The organism is Kitasatospora sp. NPDC001660, from assembly GCF_053596725.1.
In genome coordinates this window covers 1-16,078 of sequence record NZ_JBSFGU010000085.1, presented here as the reverse complement: position 1 = coordinate 16,078, position 16,078 = coordinate 1, and the positions used below count along the sequence as shown (strand labels likewise).

The window sequence follows — 16,078 nt, the reverse complement described above, 5'->3', positions numbered from 1 at the left end:
TGGACCCACAACGGACACCTCGACTACCTCGGCCGCACCGACGACCAGGTCAAGATCCGCGGCTTCCGCATCGAACTCGGCGAGATCGAGACGGTGCTGGCCCGCCACGAGGGAGTCGCCCGCTCGGCGGTCGTCGTCCGCGAGGACCAGCCCGGCATCAAGCGCCTCGTCGCCTACGTCGTCCCGGCCACGGCCGGCGCCGTCGACGCCGAGGCACTGCGCGCCCACCTCGCCGCCGCGCTCCCCGACTACATGGTCCCGTCCGCCTTCGTCGCCCTCGACGCCCTCCCGCTGAGCGTCAACGGCAAGCTCGACCGGCGCCAACTCCCCGCCCCTGCCGCCGAGTCGGCGGCCACGGCGCGCGGCCCGCGGTCGGCGCAGGAGGAGGTGCTCTGCAGCCTGTTCGCCGAGGTCCTGAAGGTGGACCGGGTGGGCATCGACGACAGCTTCTTCGAGCTGGGCGGCGACAGCATCACCTCGATCCAGCTGGTCAGCCGGATCCGGTCCGTCCTCGGCGTGAAGCTCAGCAACCGGGGCATCTTCGAGACGCCGACCGTCGCCCGCCTCAGCGAGAAGCTCGGCACCGGCCAGGACGGCGACGGCTTCGAGGTGCTGCTCCCCCTGCGCACCGGCGGCGACCGGCACCCCCTCTTCTGCGTGCACGGCGCCGGCGGCCTCAGCTGGCCGTACTCGTCGCTGCTCAAGCACATCGGCGCCGAGTACCCGGTCTACGGCCTCCAGGCCCGCGGCCTGGACGGCACGGACGCCCGGATCGCGACCAGCGTCGAGGAGATGGCCGCGGACTACGTCGAGCAGATCCGCTCGGTCCAGCCGGAGGGCCCGTACCACCTGGTCGGCTGGTCCTTCGGCGGCCTGGTGGCGCACGAGGTCGCCACCCTGCTCACCGAGGCCGGTGCCGAGGTCGCCCTCCTCGCCAACCTCGACTCGACCCCGTTCGACGAGTCCTGGACGACCGACGAGGGCTACACCAGGCCCACCGAACGGGACGTCCTGGAGACGCTGCTGGACTTCGTCGGCTACGACCTCGACGAGATCCGCTCCCAGCCCCTGGACCACCAGCGGGCGATGGAGCTGATCCGCGCCCGGGACAGCGCGCTCGGCAGCCTCCAGGAGCAGCACGTCGCCGCCTTCGTGAAGGTCGGCGTCAACAACCACACGCTGAGCGACGGCTACCGGCCGCGCCGCTTCGACGGCGAGCTGCTGCTGTTCGTCTCGACGGTCGGCACCGACGACCCCGAGGCGCAGATCGCGGCGTCCGCGGCGGCCTGGCGGCCGCACGTGACCGGCCGCATCACCACCCACCCGGTGCACGCGCACCACGGGCACCTGCTCCAGCCGGAGCCGGCGGCCGAGATCGGCCGCGTCATCCTCGCCCGGCTGACCTCCGTCAACTGACCATCACCACACGTAAAGGAGCTGCCGTCATGGAAACGGCGATCTCGGCGGAGGGCCTCCGCAAGCGTTACGGCGACCACCAGGCGCTCAACGGCATCAACCTGGAGGTGCCGGCCGGCACCATCCTCGGCGTGCTCGGCCCCAACGGCGCCGGCAAGACCACCACCGTGCGCATCCTCACCACCCTGCTGACGCCGGACGAGGGCCGGGCCACGATCGCCGGCTTCGACCTGCACACCCAGGCCAAGCAGATCCGCGCGAACGTCGGCCTCACCGGCCAGTACGCGGCCGTGGACGAGCGGCTCACCGGCCGGGAGAACCTCCAGCTGATCGGCCGCCTGCTGCGCCTGGGCCGGCGCGGCGCCAAGGCCAGGGCCGACGAGCTGCTGGAGAAGTTCGACCTGACGGCCGCGGCCGGGCGCCCGGCGAAGACGTACTCGGGCGGCATGCGCCGCCGGCTCGACCTGGCCGCGAGCCTGGTCGCCGCGCCGCCGGTGCTGTTCCTGGACGAGCCGACCACCGGGCTCGACCTGACCAGCCGGCTCGCACTCTGGGACATGATCAACGAGCAGGTCCGCAACGGCGTGACCGTCCTCCTCACCACCCAGTACCTGGAGGAGGCCGACCAGCTGGCCGACTCGATCGTGGTCATCGACAAGGGCGTGGTCATCGCCGACGGCACCCCGGACGAGCTGAAGCGCAAGGTCGGCGGCGAGCGCCTGGAGGTGTCGCTGGCCTCGGCCGCCGACCTCGCGGCCGCCACCCGGGTGCTCGCCGGCCTCGCCTCCGGCGAGCCGAGCGTGGACGAGGACGCCCGGACCGTCTCGGTCCCGATGAGCGGCGGCGTGTCCACCATCGCCGCCGCCGCCCAGGGCTTGCAGCAACTCGGCATCGAGCCGCAGGACTTCGCCGTCCGCCGCTCGTCGCTGGACGACGTCTTCCTCGCCCTCACCGGCAAGCAAGAAGGCTCCACCGACCAGATCCACACTCCTACGAAGGAGATGCAAGCAGCATGACCGAGGTGTTCAGCGACACGTTCGCGCTCGCGGGCCGCCAGATGCGGCACATCCGGCGGATGCCGGAGCAGCTCCTCGGCATCACCGTCATGCCGGTGGCCTTCGTCCTGGTCTTCGGGTACCTCTTCGGCAGTGCCATGCAGGTGCCCGGCCAGGGCGGCTACAAGGAATACATCATGGCGGGCATCTTCGCCCAGGTGATGCTGGCCAACCTCACGACCACGGCGGTCGGGGTGGTCGAGGACCTCAACAACGGTCTCGTGGACCGCTTCCGGGCCCTCCCGATCTCCCGCTCGTCCGTCCTCCTCGGCCGCACCGTCGCCGACCTCGTGCTCGTCTCGTGGACCTCCGCGATCATGGCACTGGTCGGTTACCTGATCGGCTGGCGGGCCCACAACGGCATCCTCCAGACGCTGGCAGGCTTCGGCCTGCTGCTGCTGATGGGCTTCGTGATGTCCTGGGTCGGCGCGCTGGTGGGCCTGTCCCTGCGCAGCCCCGAGGCGGTGAGCGCCCTCGCGGGCGTCGTGATGATGCCCCTCGCCTTCCTCTCGAACGCCTTCGTGCCGCCGCAGGGCCTCCCGGGCTGGATGCGGGTCGTGGTCGAGTGGAACCCGGTCAGCGCGGTGGTCTCCGCCGCCCGCGACCTCTTCGGCAACGACCGGGGCGCGTCCGACGGCGCCTTCCCCTCCGACCACCCCATCCTCGCCGCCGCGATCGTGATGGGCGTACTCCTGGCCGTCGTCATCCCCCTGGCCGGCCGCGCCTACCAACGCGCCGCCGCCAAGCGCTGAGCAGCATGCAACGAGGGCCGTCACCCGGTGGGTGACGGCCCTCGCCCATTGCACCAGCACGGCACGAACGGGATCTGCCAGGTAATGCCCACGGCTACCTCTTCGCGCCGTCCGGCCAGAGGACCCGGACCGAGACACCGCAGCGTTCGGCGTAGGCAACGACATCTGCCGTGCCGCCGTAGCCCCGCGCGGGGAGTCCGTCCCAGATCGCCAGCACGAGATCTGCGAGGCCCACCAGGACTTCACTGCCCGCCATGTGGGCAGCCGAGTCCGAGGTGGTGATGCCAGTGCGATGAACCTCCGTCGCTCGCTCCAGGAGCGCGTCGTACAGCGGGTGGTGGTCGGCGGGCAGCGAGTCCCGGTACTCCTCTGCGGGAATGACGACCTCAAGGGATCCGCCTCGGTCGAGGACCATCTCGGCGAACCATGCGTCCGGGCCGTCCGCGATGCACGAGATCCCCGTGAGCGGACCGGGCTGCTCATCCAGGGCCGCTGCGAGTAGCTGCCGCACCTGCCGCTCCACGTCATCGTTCAATCCCCGGTGCCCGGTGATTCCGATGCGCATGCTGCCCTCCTACAGGTACACGTCGTGTCTACGTTCATCGAAGTCCCGCACCACCGCTGTCAGCGCTGCGGCGGAGCCATGCGAGACCGGATCATCGCAACAAGCAGCGGCGCTTGAGGCGAGGGCTGGACCTCATTGATGGCCTTGTATCCCCATGTCTCGTAGAGGGCCAAAACCTTGCCGTCACCGGCTCCTGGGTTGACCATCAAGGTGACCTGGGGCTCGGTACGGTCGGACAACAGCTCGTCGTGGATGCGCCTGGCCACGCCGGTACCCCGCCACGGTGTACGGACCCCGATCTCCTTAAGGGCGAGCGTCGGCAGAGCGGCTACCTCGGCAGGCAGCGGCTTGATCATCCGGGTCCACCAGCGGTCGCCCTCCTCAATGGTGTTGCCGTAGGCGTACCCCACCGGGACCTCGCCGTCGTAGCCGAGGACGAGTTCGAAGCCGGGCTCGCCGGCGTGGCGGTCGAGGCGTTCGGCGAAGGCGGCGACGCGGTAGTTCGGCAGGTGAAGGAGCGGGGCTCGCACGTCCGCGTACACCTCGATCAGCGCCGTTCGAGCCTCCTCGGTCAGCTCGCGATAGTGCCGCAGCTCTATGTCGATCACGCCTCGGTCCTCCTGAGATCGCTGTTGTAGTCCTGCCACGTCCGCGCGGCCCTGCTGCCTTCCGCTCCCCTGCACAGGTCTGTTCCGAACCGGTCCAGCATCCCAGCGACGCGTGGATGCTCGGCGAGGCCGGCCGGGATACCTATCGCTGTCGTGACCGCCGGGTCCAGGTCGCCCTGGCCAAGTTGAGCCCGGGCGAGGCGGGCGGTGGTGATGGCCCGCGAACGCTGCATGTGCGGTCGCAACAGGGCCAGGCTCCGGTGAGCGCACGCTTCGGCGTCCTCGTACCGGCCGAGGGCCAGAAACGCGGCGAGGGAGAGCGATTCGAGCTCGGCGTGGTCATAGTGCGCGGTCAGCCACACGGGCCTGGACACGTCTACATTGGCGCGAGCGAGGGCTTCCTGGGCGCGGCCGATGGCATGCCGTACGGCGTTGTGGTCACCAGTCAGGCCGTGGATGGCGGCGTGCCGGGCGTGGCCGAGGGAGGCGAACATCGGGTCTCGCCGGGTGATCGACAGACGTCGTGCCACGTCGCTGGCAGCGAGTGCGTCCGCGGGGCGGCGCATGTGGCGGTAAAGGCTCCCGGCGTGCGACCAGATTCGGAACTGGATGGCCTGGTCGCCGGACATGGATGCGAGGCTGGCTGCGCGAACGTGGTGCCGTGCCGCAGCGTCGAAGCGGCGGCCGTCGATGGCCGCCCACATCGCGGAGGACATGAAGGCCGCAGCGCAACCGTACAACTGCTGCCGGACGCTCTGGCTCGCCGATCCGGATTCCTGGAGAGCCAGGGCTTCATCCGCGAAGGCGACGGCCTGTTCCTCGATACTGCGCCGGCCCCCGTGCCGATGATCGCTGGCGATGACGTCGGCGAACCTGGCGGTGATTCGCTCAACATCGCTGGTACCGAGCCGGTGCGGGGTGGTGATGACCGCTGGTGTTGCGGCGCCGATGGCGGCGGCCATGAACGATCGCCTGTTCACATCTGTCTCCGGTGCTGGTCGGCTCTTGCCGGGTTGCACAAACCCGAGGTCTGGACCAGTACACCCGAATACCGCCTGGAGCGCCGCCCGCATCTTCCCTGGCGGCCAAGCCGACTTGCCGGTCAGCCAGTTGTACACCGTACGTTCTGATACGACGCCCGGCTTTCCGGTGAGGCGCTCGATCTCGGCGTTCACTTCACGCGCCAGCCCAGCCTGCGTCAGACCGAGTCGGGCCATGTGGTGCCGGAGCAACAGGTTGCCCTCCATGCGCCGACCGTAGCGAATTGCTCACCCTTCGTGTAGAGCTCCAGGCAATGAGTGAGTCAAGTTTTCCGGTTGGCATCGAGTGCGTCACGCTCAACTCTTCCTCACCAGTCACTCACTGACGGTAGTTCACTGGACGCATGCCGCCCGCAGGAAGGGCTGGACACCTGGCCCTGGGGCCCGCGGAGCGGCTGCTGGAGGCGGCTTTGCAGGCCCCCGACGACGACACAAGGCCGCCCCGCCAACTCCCGCCCGAGAGACCTGGAGTGCCCATGGCGAACGCCGAGCGTCCCGTCAACGCCCCGAGACCAACGAACACCACGTTCGCGCCCGCCCCTGAGGCGCACTCGAAGCCCAAGTGCGCCGTGTGCGAGGCGTTCGACCGCATCGCGGATGCGGAGACGCGCAGGAAGTACCCGGAGGCTCGGTTGCCCGGCGTGTTGGCGGAGCTCGAAAAGATCCGCACGAGGCACATGAAGGCCTGTAGGGCGGTGGCCCATGTCTCTGCGTGAGATCGCGCTGCGGAAGCAGGAGCGCGCCGACGACGCCGACGAGTGCCCCACGTGCCAGCGGCTCGACGGCCTCGACGCGCAGTACACCGAGCACCCGACGATCCGGCGCAAGATCGCCAAATGGCGTGCCCAGCACCTGGACGACGGCGAATGCCTGGCGGCACACAATGACGGATGAGCCGGAATACCTGCTCCCGGCCTGGACCAGCTTCCTTGGCGGGCCCGTTCGGTACGACGACCAAGACGACCACGATGAGGCCGGGCCGACCCCGCCCTCTCTCGAACCGGTGGCCGAGTCGCCGACTCTCCAGCGGCTTCGGGCTGAAGTGCGCGAGATCAACAGCCGCTACGGGAGGCTCTGAGTGCGCCCTGGTGGTTCCCGCCGCACTGGCGCCGAATCCGGCGGTACTACTCGGGGCGGCCACCGACCAAGGGCCGCCGCCCGTCCACCCAACCGCATCGCTGATGGACCTGCACGCCGCCACAGACTCCCGCCCCGGCCGTCATCCCTGGCAGGCAGCCGGCCGGAGCGGGTTCCGCAACACCGGACAGCCCCGAGGCGCCATCCGGACCTCGGGAACCCTCAGTGCGAGGAGACACCATCGTGACCACTCCCGAACCGTCCCCGTCGCCGGCACCGCCGGCCCCGGGTCCGATGCACCCGGCCGCCCCGGCCAGCTAGCCCCCGCGCCTGGCCCGCCCCAACTCGGGCCCGGGCCGGGCACATCGACCACCAACAGCGACACCAAGGAGGAGAGATGGGAAAGCACGGCGGAGGATCGGGGAGCGACGGGCCCGGCAAGGCGGGCGGGGGCAGCGGCGGGGGCCACTCCGGCAAGCCCGACACGGCCCCGCACGACGGCCAGCGGGACGCCCCGCCGACCAACCTGCCCAAGCCCGGGAAGTAGGACCGCCATGTCCTGGAACCAACTCGTCGATGCGCTGCGGCAGTCCAACGCCCTGCCGGCCGACTGGGAGCAGACGTTCCGCGCCGTTCCCCGCGCCATGTTCACCCCGGACCGCGTCCTCCACGAGGGCGAGTGGACCGACCGGGCGAAGGAGCCCGAGCGGTGGGACAGCCTGGTCACCGCCGACCTTCCCCTCGTGACGCAGGTCTACGACGACGGCACGACCCCGTCCTCCTCCAGCTCCATGCCCACCGTGGTCGCCCAGATGCTCCGGCACCTGGACGCCGACGACGGCATGCGGGTCCTCGAAGTGGGAACCGGGACCGGCTGGACGGCAGCCCTGTTGTCGCACCAGCTCGGCGCCGGCCACGTGACCAGCATCGAGCTCGACCCCGAGCTCGCCGCCCGGGCGTGGGACCGGCTCCACGCCGCCGGTCTGCGCCCCACGGTCCTCGCCGGTGACGGCACGCTCGGCCACCCTGCGGGAGCGCCGTTCCAGCGGGCCCACTTCACGGCGGCCGTCCAGCGGGTGCCGTCCGCCGCCATCGAGCAGGTGGAACCCGGCGGCGTGATCCTCGTCCCGTACGGCACACCGTTCTGCAACGGGGGTCTGCTGCGGCTCACGGTGTCCGAGGACGGCCGGTCGGCGAGCGGGCCGTTCGTCGAGGACGTGTCGTTCATGTGGGTGCGCGACCAGCGGCCCGACAGCGGCGAGTTCGACATCGTGGACATCCGCCACGGCCCGTCCGGTCTCGACCCCGCCGAGATGGCCGAGAACACGCACGCGGCGTTCGCGATCGGCCTGCGCATGCCGGGCCTCTTCCGTCAGGACGTCTGGGCGGGCTACGACCGGTTCGGCACCGGCCGCGCCGAGGTGTGGGACGGCGTGTCCTACGCCCACTGCCGCCTCGCCGACTGGGACGGCAAGCACGCCGTCTCCCAGTCGGGTCCGCGCGACCTGTGGGACGAGGTCACGGCGGCCCACGCCTGGTGGGTGCGCAACGGCAGGCCGGACCTCACCCGGTTCGGCATGACCGTGACCGTGGCCGGTGAACACCGCCCGTGGCTGGACGAGCCCGGCAACTCGATCTGAACATGGGCGAGGCCCCTGCGCCCGGGAGATCCCGGGCGCAGGGGCCTCGGCCGTCCGCACGCTCAACGTCTGTTCTTGGGCCCGATCATCAGGAAGAGCACCCGCATCACCAGCACCGAGCTGATCACCAGCAGGTTGTAGCCGAAGAGCTCGAACAGCCCGAGCCCCTTGCTGAGCATCGGCCCGCCGTTCGTGCGCAGCAGCTGGACGCCGACCAGGCCGATCACGCCGCCGAGGAAGGCGAGCAGGACCTCGTGGACGAGCGAGCGCAGGAAGCGGCGGTCCTCCGGGTCGGCGAACATCCGCACGCCGACGGTCAGTTGGCCGCCCTCGATGGCCGCACCGATCCGCTCGACCCGGCGCGGCAGCCGGCGCAGCATCGGCACCAGGCCGAGGAGTTCCTCCGCCACGTTGCGGCCGAGCGTCTCGGGCTTGAGCTTGCGCAGGTGCTGGGTGACGGCGAAGGACCGGGCCTCGGCGACGATGTCGAAGCCCGGCACCAGCCGGTCGAGCGAGCCCTCCATAGTGGCCAGGGCGCGGAACACGGCGGCGATCTCCGGCGGCACGCTGATGCCGTGCCGGGCGACGATCGCGAACAGGTCGGCGAACATCTCGCGGTCCGGCTTGACCCCGGGCGCGAAGTGCCGGGCGAGGAACTGGCCGACGGCGCGTTCCAGTTGGCGCTCGTCGATGTGCTCGGGGTGGACCACCAGCTCCATCAGCGCGTCGGACAGGCCGCCCGGGTCGCCGCGGTGCAGGGCCAGCAGCATGCCGCGCAGGGTGGCCCGCAGCGAGCGGTCGATCCGGCCGACCGAGCCGAAGTCGAGCATGCCGAGGGTGCCGTCGTCGAGCAGCAGCAGGTTGCCCGGGTGCGGGTCGGCGTGGAAGACGCCGCTGGTCATGATCTGGCCGAGCAGGCACTCCAGCAGCGCGCCGGCCAGCGCCTTGCGGTCCAGCCCGCGCTCGTCCAGCACCTTGGGCGCGGCGTGCAGCGGGATGCCGGTCATCCACTCGCTGACCAGCACCCGCTTGCCGGTGAGCCGCTCGTGCACCTCGGGCACCCGGACCATCGGGTTGCCGCCGGCCTGCTCGATGGCCGCGGCCACCGCCATGGTGTTGCGGGCCTCGATGCGGAAGTCGAGCTCCTCGTGCACGGAGACGGCGAAGCCCTGGGCCAGCGCGACGGCGCCGACGCTGCGGCCCCACTCGGTGTGCTGCTCCAGGCGCTCGGCGAAGCGGTAGAGGATGTCCAGGTCGTCGACGACGATCTCGCGCGCGCCGGGGCGCTGCACCTTGACCGCGACGTGCTGCCCGCCGGGCAGCCTGGCCCGGTGGACCTGGGCGATCGAGCCGGCCGCGTACGGCTTGGTGTCGAACTCGGCGAACACCTCGTCCGGCGCGGCGCCCAGTTCCTCGCGCAGCACCTGCTCGACGGACTCCCAGGGCTCCGGGGTGGCCTGGTCCTGGAGCAGGCTCAGTTCGGCGATGAACTCGGGCGGCAGCAGGTCGTAGCGGGTCGACATCACCTGCCCGAGCTTGACGAAGGTGACCCCGGCCTCCTCCAGTGCGAGCCGCAGCGAGGCCGCCAGCACGGCCCGTTCGGCGGCGGCCCCGGGCCCGCGCCGGGTGCGTCCGCTGAGGAACCGGCCGAGGCCGTGCCGGACGAATATCCGGCTGAGCCGGCCGTAGCGCCGGGTGCGGGCCACCTGGCGGCGCAGTGAGCCGGGCAGCCGGGCCAGTCCGCGCATCGGGGACGAGGGCAGCAGCACCTCGGTGGCCGCCAGGAAGAGCATGGCGACCACCAGGGAGACCCCGATCTCCAGGGTCACCAGGGCGAAGGGCTGCACGTCGCGCAGCGGGTAGCTGACCAGGCTGCCGCTGGCCAGCCCGACCGCGCCGGTGGCGATCGCCCGCCCCTTGCCCAGTCGGACCCCGAGCAGCCGGCGTGCGCCCGAGGCGAGGCCGGTGACGAAGACGAACAGCGACAGCGCCCCCAGCAGAACGATCGCCGCGGCGCTCATGCTCCCGCCTCTCCCCCAGCCTTGGCGGCTGGGAGGTGCCCCCACCGCTCGGCAGGGGCATTCGCCCAGACGCACCGCTCCATGATTCGCTCGCTTCGCTCGCTCATGCCGTACGGCGCCGACGCGAGGCGTAGTTGAACGTCACGACGGCGAGCAGCGGGCCCCACAGCAGCAGCGGCATGTAGAGCCAGCCCATGACGGCCCGGTGCGCGCCCTTGAGGTTCTCGCTGTCGACGCTGTCCCACACTGCGGCCTGGCTGACCGTCACTGCGGTGAGGATGGCGGCGCCGAGCAGTGCGGCCGTGACGGCGGCCCAGGTGCGGACCTGCTTGCCGCCGATCAGCGGCAGCCAGCGCGGGGCGACGATGCCCCAGTCGCGGACGAGTCCGAGGGTGAGCAGGGCGGCGCCCTCCTGGATCAGGCAGATGGCCGGCAGCACGAGGTAGCCGTTGCCGGGGATGCCGTAGTCGTGGCGCAGCACCTCCTCGCTGTACCCGACGGGCACGCCGAGGGTCATCGCGAGCCGCCAGAGCGTCGAGGGCAGGGCGATCAGCGGCACCGCGTGCGCGACCCAGACCGCCCAGCGCGGCGGCGGGGGCGTGCCGTCCAGGGCGGCTCCGGGGGCCAGGGGTCGGCTGGCTTCGATTGTCATATGACACTGCCAATCAGATCGTCAGGTGCATGCTGGCCATAAATCGTATGGCGCTGACCTGTGCCTTTCCGGTGGCGCTGACAGCTTGCTGCCAGGATCCGGCCATCCGTGCAACATCCGATCGACTGTCCACTCACTGCCAGCCGATCTTGGAATTACCGGCGGAATTCCGCGTTCCCCGTCACTTCAGGCCAACGCCGTTGAGCCGCGGCTCGTTCGGGCCGAGACTCTTCGTCGGGGAAACACCCCGGAAAGAACTCCGGGCGATCCCCACGATCCCTCCCGGAAAAGGAGAAAAAATCATGTCCAAGAAGCAGTACGAGACTCCGATTTTCGAGGCCGCTGGTTCGTTCCGCGCCGTCACCGGCTGGAAGGGAATCTTCAGCTGGGATTTCTTCCACGGCCAGATGATGTGATCGGCGAGAACTGGAGCTGATGTGATGTCCGGCCACGGCACACCGTTCTTCCTCGCGTTCCCAGACAGCGCGGCCGCGTGCGCCGTGGCCCGGCGCCTGTGCGCCGACCGCCCGGAACTCGATGTCATCCCCCACGCCTCCGGGCGGCCCTGGATCGTCGGACATTGGCCGGCCGGGGAGCTCCTGGTCGCCCGGTCCTCCCACCTGACGGTCGCCCTGATCGGCACTTTCGGCGCCACCGAGGCCGATCTGGCCCAGCGGATCGCCCCGGTGCGCGAACTGGCCGGCCTGGACCGGATCGCTCTCGAACTCCCCGGCCAGTTCCACCTGGTGGCCGCCACCGCCGGTGCGCTGCGGGTCCAGGGCACCGCGTACGGCACCCGCCGGATCGCCTGGACCGAGATCGCGGACACCATCGTCGCGGGCGACCGCGCGGCCGAACTGGCCCGGTTGGCGGGCGCCGCACCCGACCTCACCTCCGTCGCGCTGCGGCTGCTCAACCCGCTGCCGGCGCCGTTCGCCGACCGCGCCATGTGGCACGGTGTGCGGCCCGTCCCGCCCGGCCGGTGCCTGGAGCTTCGCGAAGGCCTGTCGCCCGGGCAGCGGCGCTGGCACCACCCGCCCGAGCCGGTCCGGGGCCTCGCCGAGGCGGCCCGCGACGTCCGGTCGACGCTCACCGAGGCCGTCGCCCTGCGCACCGCCGACGGTGGCCTGATCAGCGCCGACCTGTCCGGCGGGCTCGACTCCACGTCACTGTGCTTCCTGGCCGCGGGCGGCCCCGGGAACCCGAAGCTCATCGCCTGCACCGGCGCCGGCGACGAGTCCGAGAACGACGACGCCCACTGGGCCCGGCTCGCCGCCGAACGCCTCGTGGACACCGAGCACCTCCTCGCCCCCGAGAGCGAACTCCCGCTCTTCTACAGCGGGGCGATGACCGACCGCGGCCGGCACGACACCCCGGTCGGGATCGTCGTCAGCCGCGACCGGGTCGCCCACTTCATCGAGCGGATGGCCGAGCGCGGCTCCCGGCTCCACCTCACCGGCAACGGCGGTGACCACCTGTTCCTCGGCAGCGCGGTCGACTACCACGCCCTGCTGCCGGCCCGCCCACTGCTCACCCTCGGCGCCCTGCGCGGCTACCGCACCCTGTTCGGCTGGCCGCGCCACGCGGTCCTGCGGGCCCTGCTGGACCGCCGCTCGTTCCGCTCCTCCTTCGCGGCCCTGAGCACCCGAAGCTCCGGCTCCCTGGATCCGAGCCGCCCGTCCTTCGGCTGGCTGCACCACCCGGTGATCCCCTCGTGGTTCACCCCCGACTGCCTGGAGCTGGTCGAACGGGCCCTGGCCGGGGCCGCCCCCACCGTCGAGCCGTACGCGGCCACCCGCGGCCGGCACCACGACCTCGCCGGCATCTACGCCGGGACGCAGGAGATGCGGGGACTGGAGGAGATCGGCCGCCAGGCCGGAGTGCCGGTGGCGAACCCGTACTTCGACGACCGGGTCGTCGACGCCGCCCTGAGCGCCCGACCCGAACTGCGGGCGACGCCCTGGGCCTACAAGCCGCTGCTCGTCGAGGCGATGCGCGGGATCGTCCCGGACCGCAGCCTCGCCCGCCGCACCAAGGGCGACGGCTCACCCGACGCGACCCTCGGCCTCTACCGGCACCGCGAGGAGCTGGCGGCGGTGTGGGAGGACAGCGCGCTGGCCCGGGCCGGCCTGGTCGACGCCGAGGCACTGAGCCGCATCTGCCGCACCCCCGGCTCACCGGAACTCGCCTACAACCCCCTGACCTCCACGCTCGCCTGCGAAGCCTGGCTCCGCACCGCCTGACCACCGACGGCCGCACACCGGCGGCCACGCGCCGGCAGCCCACCGAACGGAGATGCACCACCGATGAAGCTGCGCAACCACGAACACCTCACGGTGGCCGAGACCGAGTACGGCGGAGTCCTGCTCGACGCCAAGATCGGCCGGTACTGGCAGCTCAACCCCACCGCCACCGTGGTGGCCCGCACCCTGCTCGACGGCGGATCGGAGGCCGACGCCGCCGACAACCTCACCGAGGCCTTCGACGTCGACCGGGACCGGGCCGCGGCCGACGTGGCCGAACTGGTCGACGGCATGCGGGCCGCCGGGCTGGTCTCGGCATGAGTTTCACGTTCGCCCTTGAAAACGACCGGAGCCAACGCCCGCCCCTGCAGAAGCGCTTGGCGGTCCGGACGGCGGTGGGCATCGCCCGGCTGCTCGTTCTGCTGCCCGCGCACCGGCTGCAGCGCGTCCTGACCGTCCTCAGCCGGGGTGCCCGGCCCGCCACAGCCGAGGAGGCCGCCGCCGTACGGGACGCCGTGCTGAGCACCAGCCTCGCCATGAACGGGCTGCGCAGCTGCCTGCCGCGCTCGGTCGCGGTCACCCTGCTCTGCCGGGCCCGGGGCACCTGGCCCACCTGGTGCGTCGGGGTGCGCACCGCCCCGCCGTTCACCGCCCACGCGTGGGTGGAGGCCGAGGGCCGGATGATCGGCGAGAAGGGCCGTCACGACAGCTGGGCGCGGCTCCTCACGGTCGCCGCGCCCAGCTCACCCGGAAATTCCGGGAATTCCGGTCACTGACAGCTGTGCTGCCAGTTCCAGCCGATGAAGGTGTGCCGGGTCTCGGTCTCGAAACGGCACGTCGCGGTGCCGTCCGCATTGAGGTCGATGTACGAGTGCATCGTGTTCGCGTACCACGCCCCGGTCACGTCGAATATCCCCTTGTAGGTGAATTCGGCGTCGGCCTGGGTGTGCGAGACGGCGCAGTCCGCGGTGCAGTCGGTGTTCTTCGTCGCGGACTTCAGCGACCAGCCGGCATTCCACGGCTCGCGGTTCCACTGCTGGGTCGCGTCGGTGTTCGCGGTGCTGATCCGGGTGCCGTCGGTGGTCCACGACGAGGTCGTGTACAGACCGGTCATCCGGATGTTGCAGCAGTCGAACCACTCGTTGGAGCTCTTGAACTGCCGCGCGGTGCCGGCGTCCGCGGCGGCGGCCGCCCGGGCCGAGCGGGCGGCGACGCCCGCCCCGGCCGGGACGAGCTTGACCTCGCCCAGCACCGGCTTGCAGTCGGCGCCGACGGTGACCTGCTGCTGCACGGCCATCCCGGCCGGCGGTGCGGGCAGTTCGCTCGTCAGCCTGAGCTCACCGCAGTCCTTCCCGGCCGGGGCCGGGGCCGCCCCGGTCGCAGCGGTGGCGGCGGTGGCCGGGGCGGCCGTCAGCGCGAGGGCGCCGGCGGCGAGTGCGGCGGCGAGGACGATTCGGGTGCGCAATTCTCCGTGCCTTCCTGGTGGGTGATCGCCAGGGAGCGTAAGCGGCGGACGTCCCGGGTCGGCCGGTCCGCGGAAATCTTGGCAGGAAGCTGACAATTCCCTGGTCAAGCCTCGGCCGACGGCCCTACTGGCACCTTCCTGACAGCGCTGTTGAACACCGGTGCGCACCCGTTCGAAGCTGTCGTACGGACACCCGCCATGCACGGACACCCGTCATGCACGGGCACCTGGAATGCACAGACACCTGCACCTGGAATCCAGCGCGGCGAGGCCGCAGAGGGGGTTTCCGCATGACGGCCGGACAAATGTACGAATCCGGGGCCGGCGCCGGGATTTCCGCCACCCCGGAACTGTCCGCCGCCGAGCTGCTGGACCGGCTCGAACTGACCGAACCAGAGTTCGAGACCCGGCTGCGCGAGGCGCTGGCCCGGGCCGAGACGTGGCTCCAGGCCAGCGCGCACGACGCCCTGGACCCGCGCGTCGGCACCCTCACCGGCCACCTCGCCGCCGCCGGCGGCAAGCGGCTGCGCCCGCTGCTGGTGCTGCTCGGCGCCGAGTTCGGCGATCCCTGGGCACCGGGCGTCCCGCAGGCCGCCGCGATCGCCGAGCTCGTCCACCTCGCCTCGCTCTGCCACGACGACGTCATGGACGGCGCCGCCACCCGGCGCGGCGTGCCGAGCGTGCACGCCCGCTGGGGCGAGCGCGCCGCCGTGCTCAGCGGCGACTGGCTGCTCGCCCGGGCCGCCCAGCTCGCCGCCGACCTCGGCCCCGCCGCCGTCCACCTGAACGCCCGGACCGCCGGGCGCCTGGTCTCCGGCCAGCTGCGCGAACTCACCGGCCCCGGACCGGACGTGGACCCGGTCACCCACTACTTCCACGTGGCGGCCGGCAAGACCGCCGCCCTGCTGTCGATGTCGCTGGCCATCGGCGCCGTCCAGGCCGGCGCGCCCGCCTCCGCCGCCGCGGCGCTCACCGAGTACGGCGAGCAGCTCGGCATCGCCTTCCAGGTCGCCGACGACCTGCTGGACCTGCGCCGGCCCGCCGAGCTCAGCGGCAAGCCGCGCGGCACCGACCTGCTCGCCGGCGTGCCCAGCCTGCCCGTCCTGCTCGCCCGCGAGGGCGCCGACCCGGCTGACGCCGAGCTGCGCGCCCTGCTCGCGGCCGGCCCCGTCCCCGCCGCCGACGTCCCGCGCGCGCTGGAGCTGTTCGAGCGCTCCGACGCGCTCACCGAGACCGTGGCCGTGATGCACCGCCGCCTCGACCGCGCCCGTGCCGCCCTGGACGCCCTGCCCGACCTCCCGGCCCGCCGCGCCCTCCTCGCCCTCTGCGAGCACCTCGCCCTCCGCACCCGCTGACGCGGGCGTACCCAAGGAGCCCCCCATGACCATGGCCGCCCGGGTCGCCGAACTCGACCTGATCCGCCAGGACGTCCGGCACGGCCTCACCGCCGCCACCGAGGCGCAGCACGCGAAGGGCAAGCTGACCGCCCGCGAGCGCATCGACCTGCTCCTGGACGAGGGCTCCTTCCACGAGGTGGAGCCGCT

19 protein-coding genes are annotated in these 16,078 nt (G+C 71.8%); 13 read left to right on the top strand and 6 right to left on the bottom strand.

From position 1 onward, the window contains the following. The 3 genes from ACWCXH_RS38360 to ACWCXH_RS38350 form a co-directional block, all read left to right on the top strand. A partial coding sequence (locus ACWCXH_RS38360) for an alpha/beta fold hydrolase (RefSeq protein WP_449806144.1) occupies positions 1 to 1,416 on the top strand: 1,416 nt, incomplete at its 5' end. Between the two features lie 29 nt (positions 1,417 to 1,445). Next, the gene (locus tag ACWCXH_RS38355) at positions 1,446 to 2,432 is read left to right on the top strand and encodes an ATP-binding cassette domain-containing protein (RefSeq protein WP_449806143.1); all 987 of its coding nucleotides are present in this window, start codon (positions 1,446 to 1,448) and stop codon (positions 2,430 to 2,432) included. Beyond that, complete coding sequence (locus ACWCXH_RS38350) at positions 2,429 to 3,223, top strand: ABC transporter permease (protein ID WP_449806142.1); 795 nt, start codon at positions 2,429 to 2,431, stop codon at positions 3,221 to 3,223. Before ACWCXH_RS38355 ends, ACWCXH_RS38350 begins: the two co-directional genes overlap by 4 nt. A 94-nt stretch (positions 3,224 to 3,317) precedes the next feature. Here ACWCXH_RS38350 and ACWCXH_RS38345 read toward each other — a convergent pair whose 3' ends face one another. From ACWCXH_RS38345 to ACWCXH_RS38335, 3 genes are read right to left on the bottom strand one after another with little or no spacing between them, the layout of a single operon-like run. Then, complete coding sequence (locus ACWCXH_RS38345) at positions 3,318 to 3,788, bottom strand: hypothetical protein (protein WP_449806141.1); 471 nt, start codon at positions 3,786 to 3,788, stop codon at positions 3,318 to 3,320. Positions 3,789 to 3,847: 59 nt separating this feature from the next. Beyond that, the gene (locus tag ACWCXH_RS38340) at positions 3,848 to 4,396 is read right to left on the bottom strand and encodes a GNAT family N-acetyltransferase (RefSeq protein ID WP_449806140.1); all 549 of its coding nucleotides are present in this window, start codon (positions 4,394 to 4,396) and stop codon (positions 3,848 to 3,850) included. Further along, the gene (locus ACWCXH_RS38335; protein WP_449806139.1) at positions 4,393 to 5,643 is read right to left on the bottom strand and encodes an XRE family transcriptional regulator; all 1,251 of its coding nucleotides are present in this window, start codon (positions 5,641 to 5,643) and stop codon (positions 4,393 to 4,395) included. The genes ACWCXH_RS38340 and ACWCXH_RS38335 overlap by 4 nt, the downstream gene beginning before the upstream one ends. A gap of 269 nt (positions 5,644 to 5,912) precedes the next feature. Between ACWCXH_RS38335 and ACWCXH_RS38330 the strand changes: the two genes are divergently transcribed. The 4 genes from ACWCXH_RS38330 to ACWCXH_RS38315 all read left to right on the top strand — a co-directional run bounded on the left by ACWCXH_RS38330 (position 5,913) and on the right by ACWCXH_RS38315 (position 8,153). Continuing rightward, a complete protein-coding gene (locus ACWCXH_RS38330) occupies positions 5,913 to 6,152 on the top strand; it encodes a hypothetical protein (RefSeq protein WP_449806138.1) in 240 nt (79 codons plus the stop codon). Beyond that, entirely contained in the window at positions 6,139 to 6,330 is a 192-nt protein-coding gene (locus ACWCXH_RS38325) for a hypothetical protein (RefSeq protein WP_449806137.1), read from the top strand. Before ACWCXH_RS38330 ends, ACWCXH_RS38325 begins: the two co-directional genes overlap by 14 nt. A gap of 580 nt (positions 6,331 to 6,910) precedes the next feature. Continuing rightward, complete coding sequence (locus tag ACWCXH_RS38320; RefSeq protein WP_449806136.1) at positions 6,911 to 7,060, top strand: hypothetical protein; 150 nt, start codon at positions 6,911 to 6,913, stop codon at positions 7,058 to 7,060. Positions 7,061 to 7,067: 7 nt separating this feature from the next. Then, positions 7,068 to 8,153, top strand: coding sequence for a protein-L-isoaspartate O-methyltransferase family protein (locus ACWCXH_RS38315; RefSeq protein ID WP_449806135.1), 1,086 nt, complete (start codon positions 7,068 to 7,070; stop codon positions 8,151 to 8,153). Between the two features lie 62 nt (positions 8,154 to 8,215). Here ACWCXH_RS38315 and ACWCXH_RS38310 read toward each other — a convergent pair whose 3' ends face one another. Both ACWCXH_RS38310 and ACWCXH_RS38305 read right to left on the bottom strand, forming a co-directional pair. Continuing rightward, on the bottom strand, positions 8,216 to 10,174 hold the full coding sequence (locus ACWCXH_RS38310) for an ABC1 kinase family protein (RefSeq protein WP_449806134.1): 1,959 nt from the start codon (positions 10,172 to 10,174) through the stop codon (positions 8,216 to 8,218). A gap of 103 nt (positions 10,175 to 10,277) precedes the next feature. Then, complete coding sequence (locus tag ACWCXH_RS38305) at positions 10,278 to 10,826, bottom strand: hypothetical protein (protein ID WP_449806133.1); 549 nt, start codon at positions 10,824 to 10,826, stop codon at positions 10,278 to 10,280. A 29-nt stretch (positions 10,827 to 10,855) separates the two neighbouring features. On the opposite strand from ACWCXH_RS38305, the gene ACWCXH_RS38300 reads away from it, so the two are divergent. The 4 genes from ACWCXH_RS38300 to ACWCXH_RS38285 all read left to right on the top strand — a co-directional run bounded on the left by ACWCXH_RS38300 (position 10,856) and on the right by ACWCXH_RS38285 (position 13,845). Next, positions 10,856 to 11,242 carry a hypothetical protein gene (locus ACWCXH_RS38300; protein ID WP_449806132.1) on the top strand — a complete coding sequence of 129 codons (387 nt, stop codon included), beginning with the start codon at positions 10,856 to 10,858 and terminating at the stop codon, positions 11,240 to 11,242. Between the two features lie 24 nt (positions 11,243 to 11,266). Next, entirely contained in the window at positions 11,267 to 13,069 is a 1,803-nt protein-coding gene (locus tag ACWCXH_RS38295; protein ID WP_449806131.1) for an asparagine synthase-related protein, read from the top strand. Positions 13,070 to 13,132: 63 nt separating this feature from the next. Beyond that, positions 13,133 to 13,390 (top strand): lasso peptide biosynthesis PqqD family chaperone, encoded by a 258-nt coding sequence (locus ACWCXH_RS38290; protein ID WP_449806130.1) that lies wholly within the window; start codon positions 13,133 to 13,135, stop codon positions 13,388 to 13,390. Next, positions 13,387 to 13,845, top strand: coding sequence for a lasso peptide biosynthesis B2 protein (locus ACWCXH_RS38285; protein WP_449806129.1), 459 nt, complete (start codon positions 13,387 to 13,389; stop codon positions 13,843 to 13,845). The genes ACWCXH_RS38290 and ACWCXH_RS38285 overlap by 4 nt, the downstream gene beginning before the upstream one ends. Here the strand turns inward: ACWCXH_RS38285 and ACWCXH_RS38280 are convergent. Further along, positions 13,839 to 14,534: a hypothetical protein gene (locus ACWCXH_RS38280; RefSeq protein ID WP_449806128.1), complete on the bottom strand. Its 696-nt coding sequence runs from the start codon at positions 14,532 to 14,534 to the stop codon at positions 13,839 to 13,841. The genes ACWCXH_RS38285 and ACWCXH_RS38280 overlap by 7 nt on opposite strands. A gap of 290 nt (positions 14,535 to 14,824) precedes the next feature. Here ACWCXH_RS38280 and ACWCXH_RS38275 point away from each other — a divergent pair, with 290 nt between their 5' ends. Further along, entirely contained in the window at positions 14,825 to 15,889 is a 1,065-nt protein-coding gene (locus tag ACWCXH_RS38275) for a polyprenyl synthetase family protein (RefSeq protein ID WP_449806127.1), read from the top strand. A gap of 25 nt (positions 15,890 to 15,914) precedes the next feature. Then, positions 15,915 to 16,078: carboxyl transferase domain-containing protein (locus tag ACWCXH_RS38270; RefSeq protein WP_449806145.1), on the top strand; the 164-nt coding region annotated here is incomplete at its 3' end.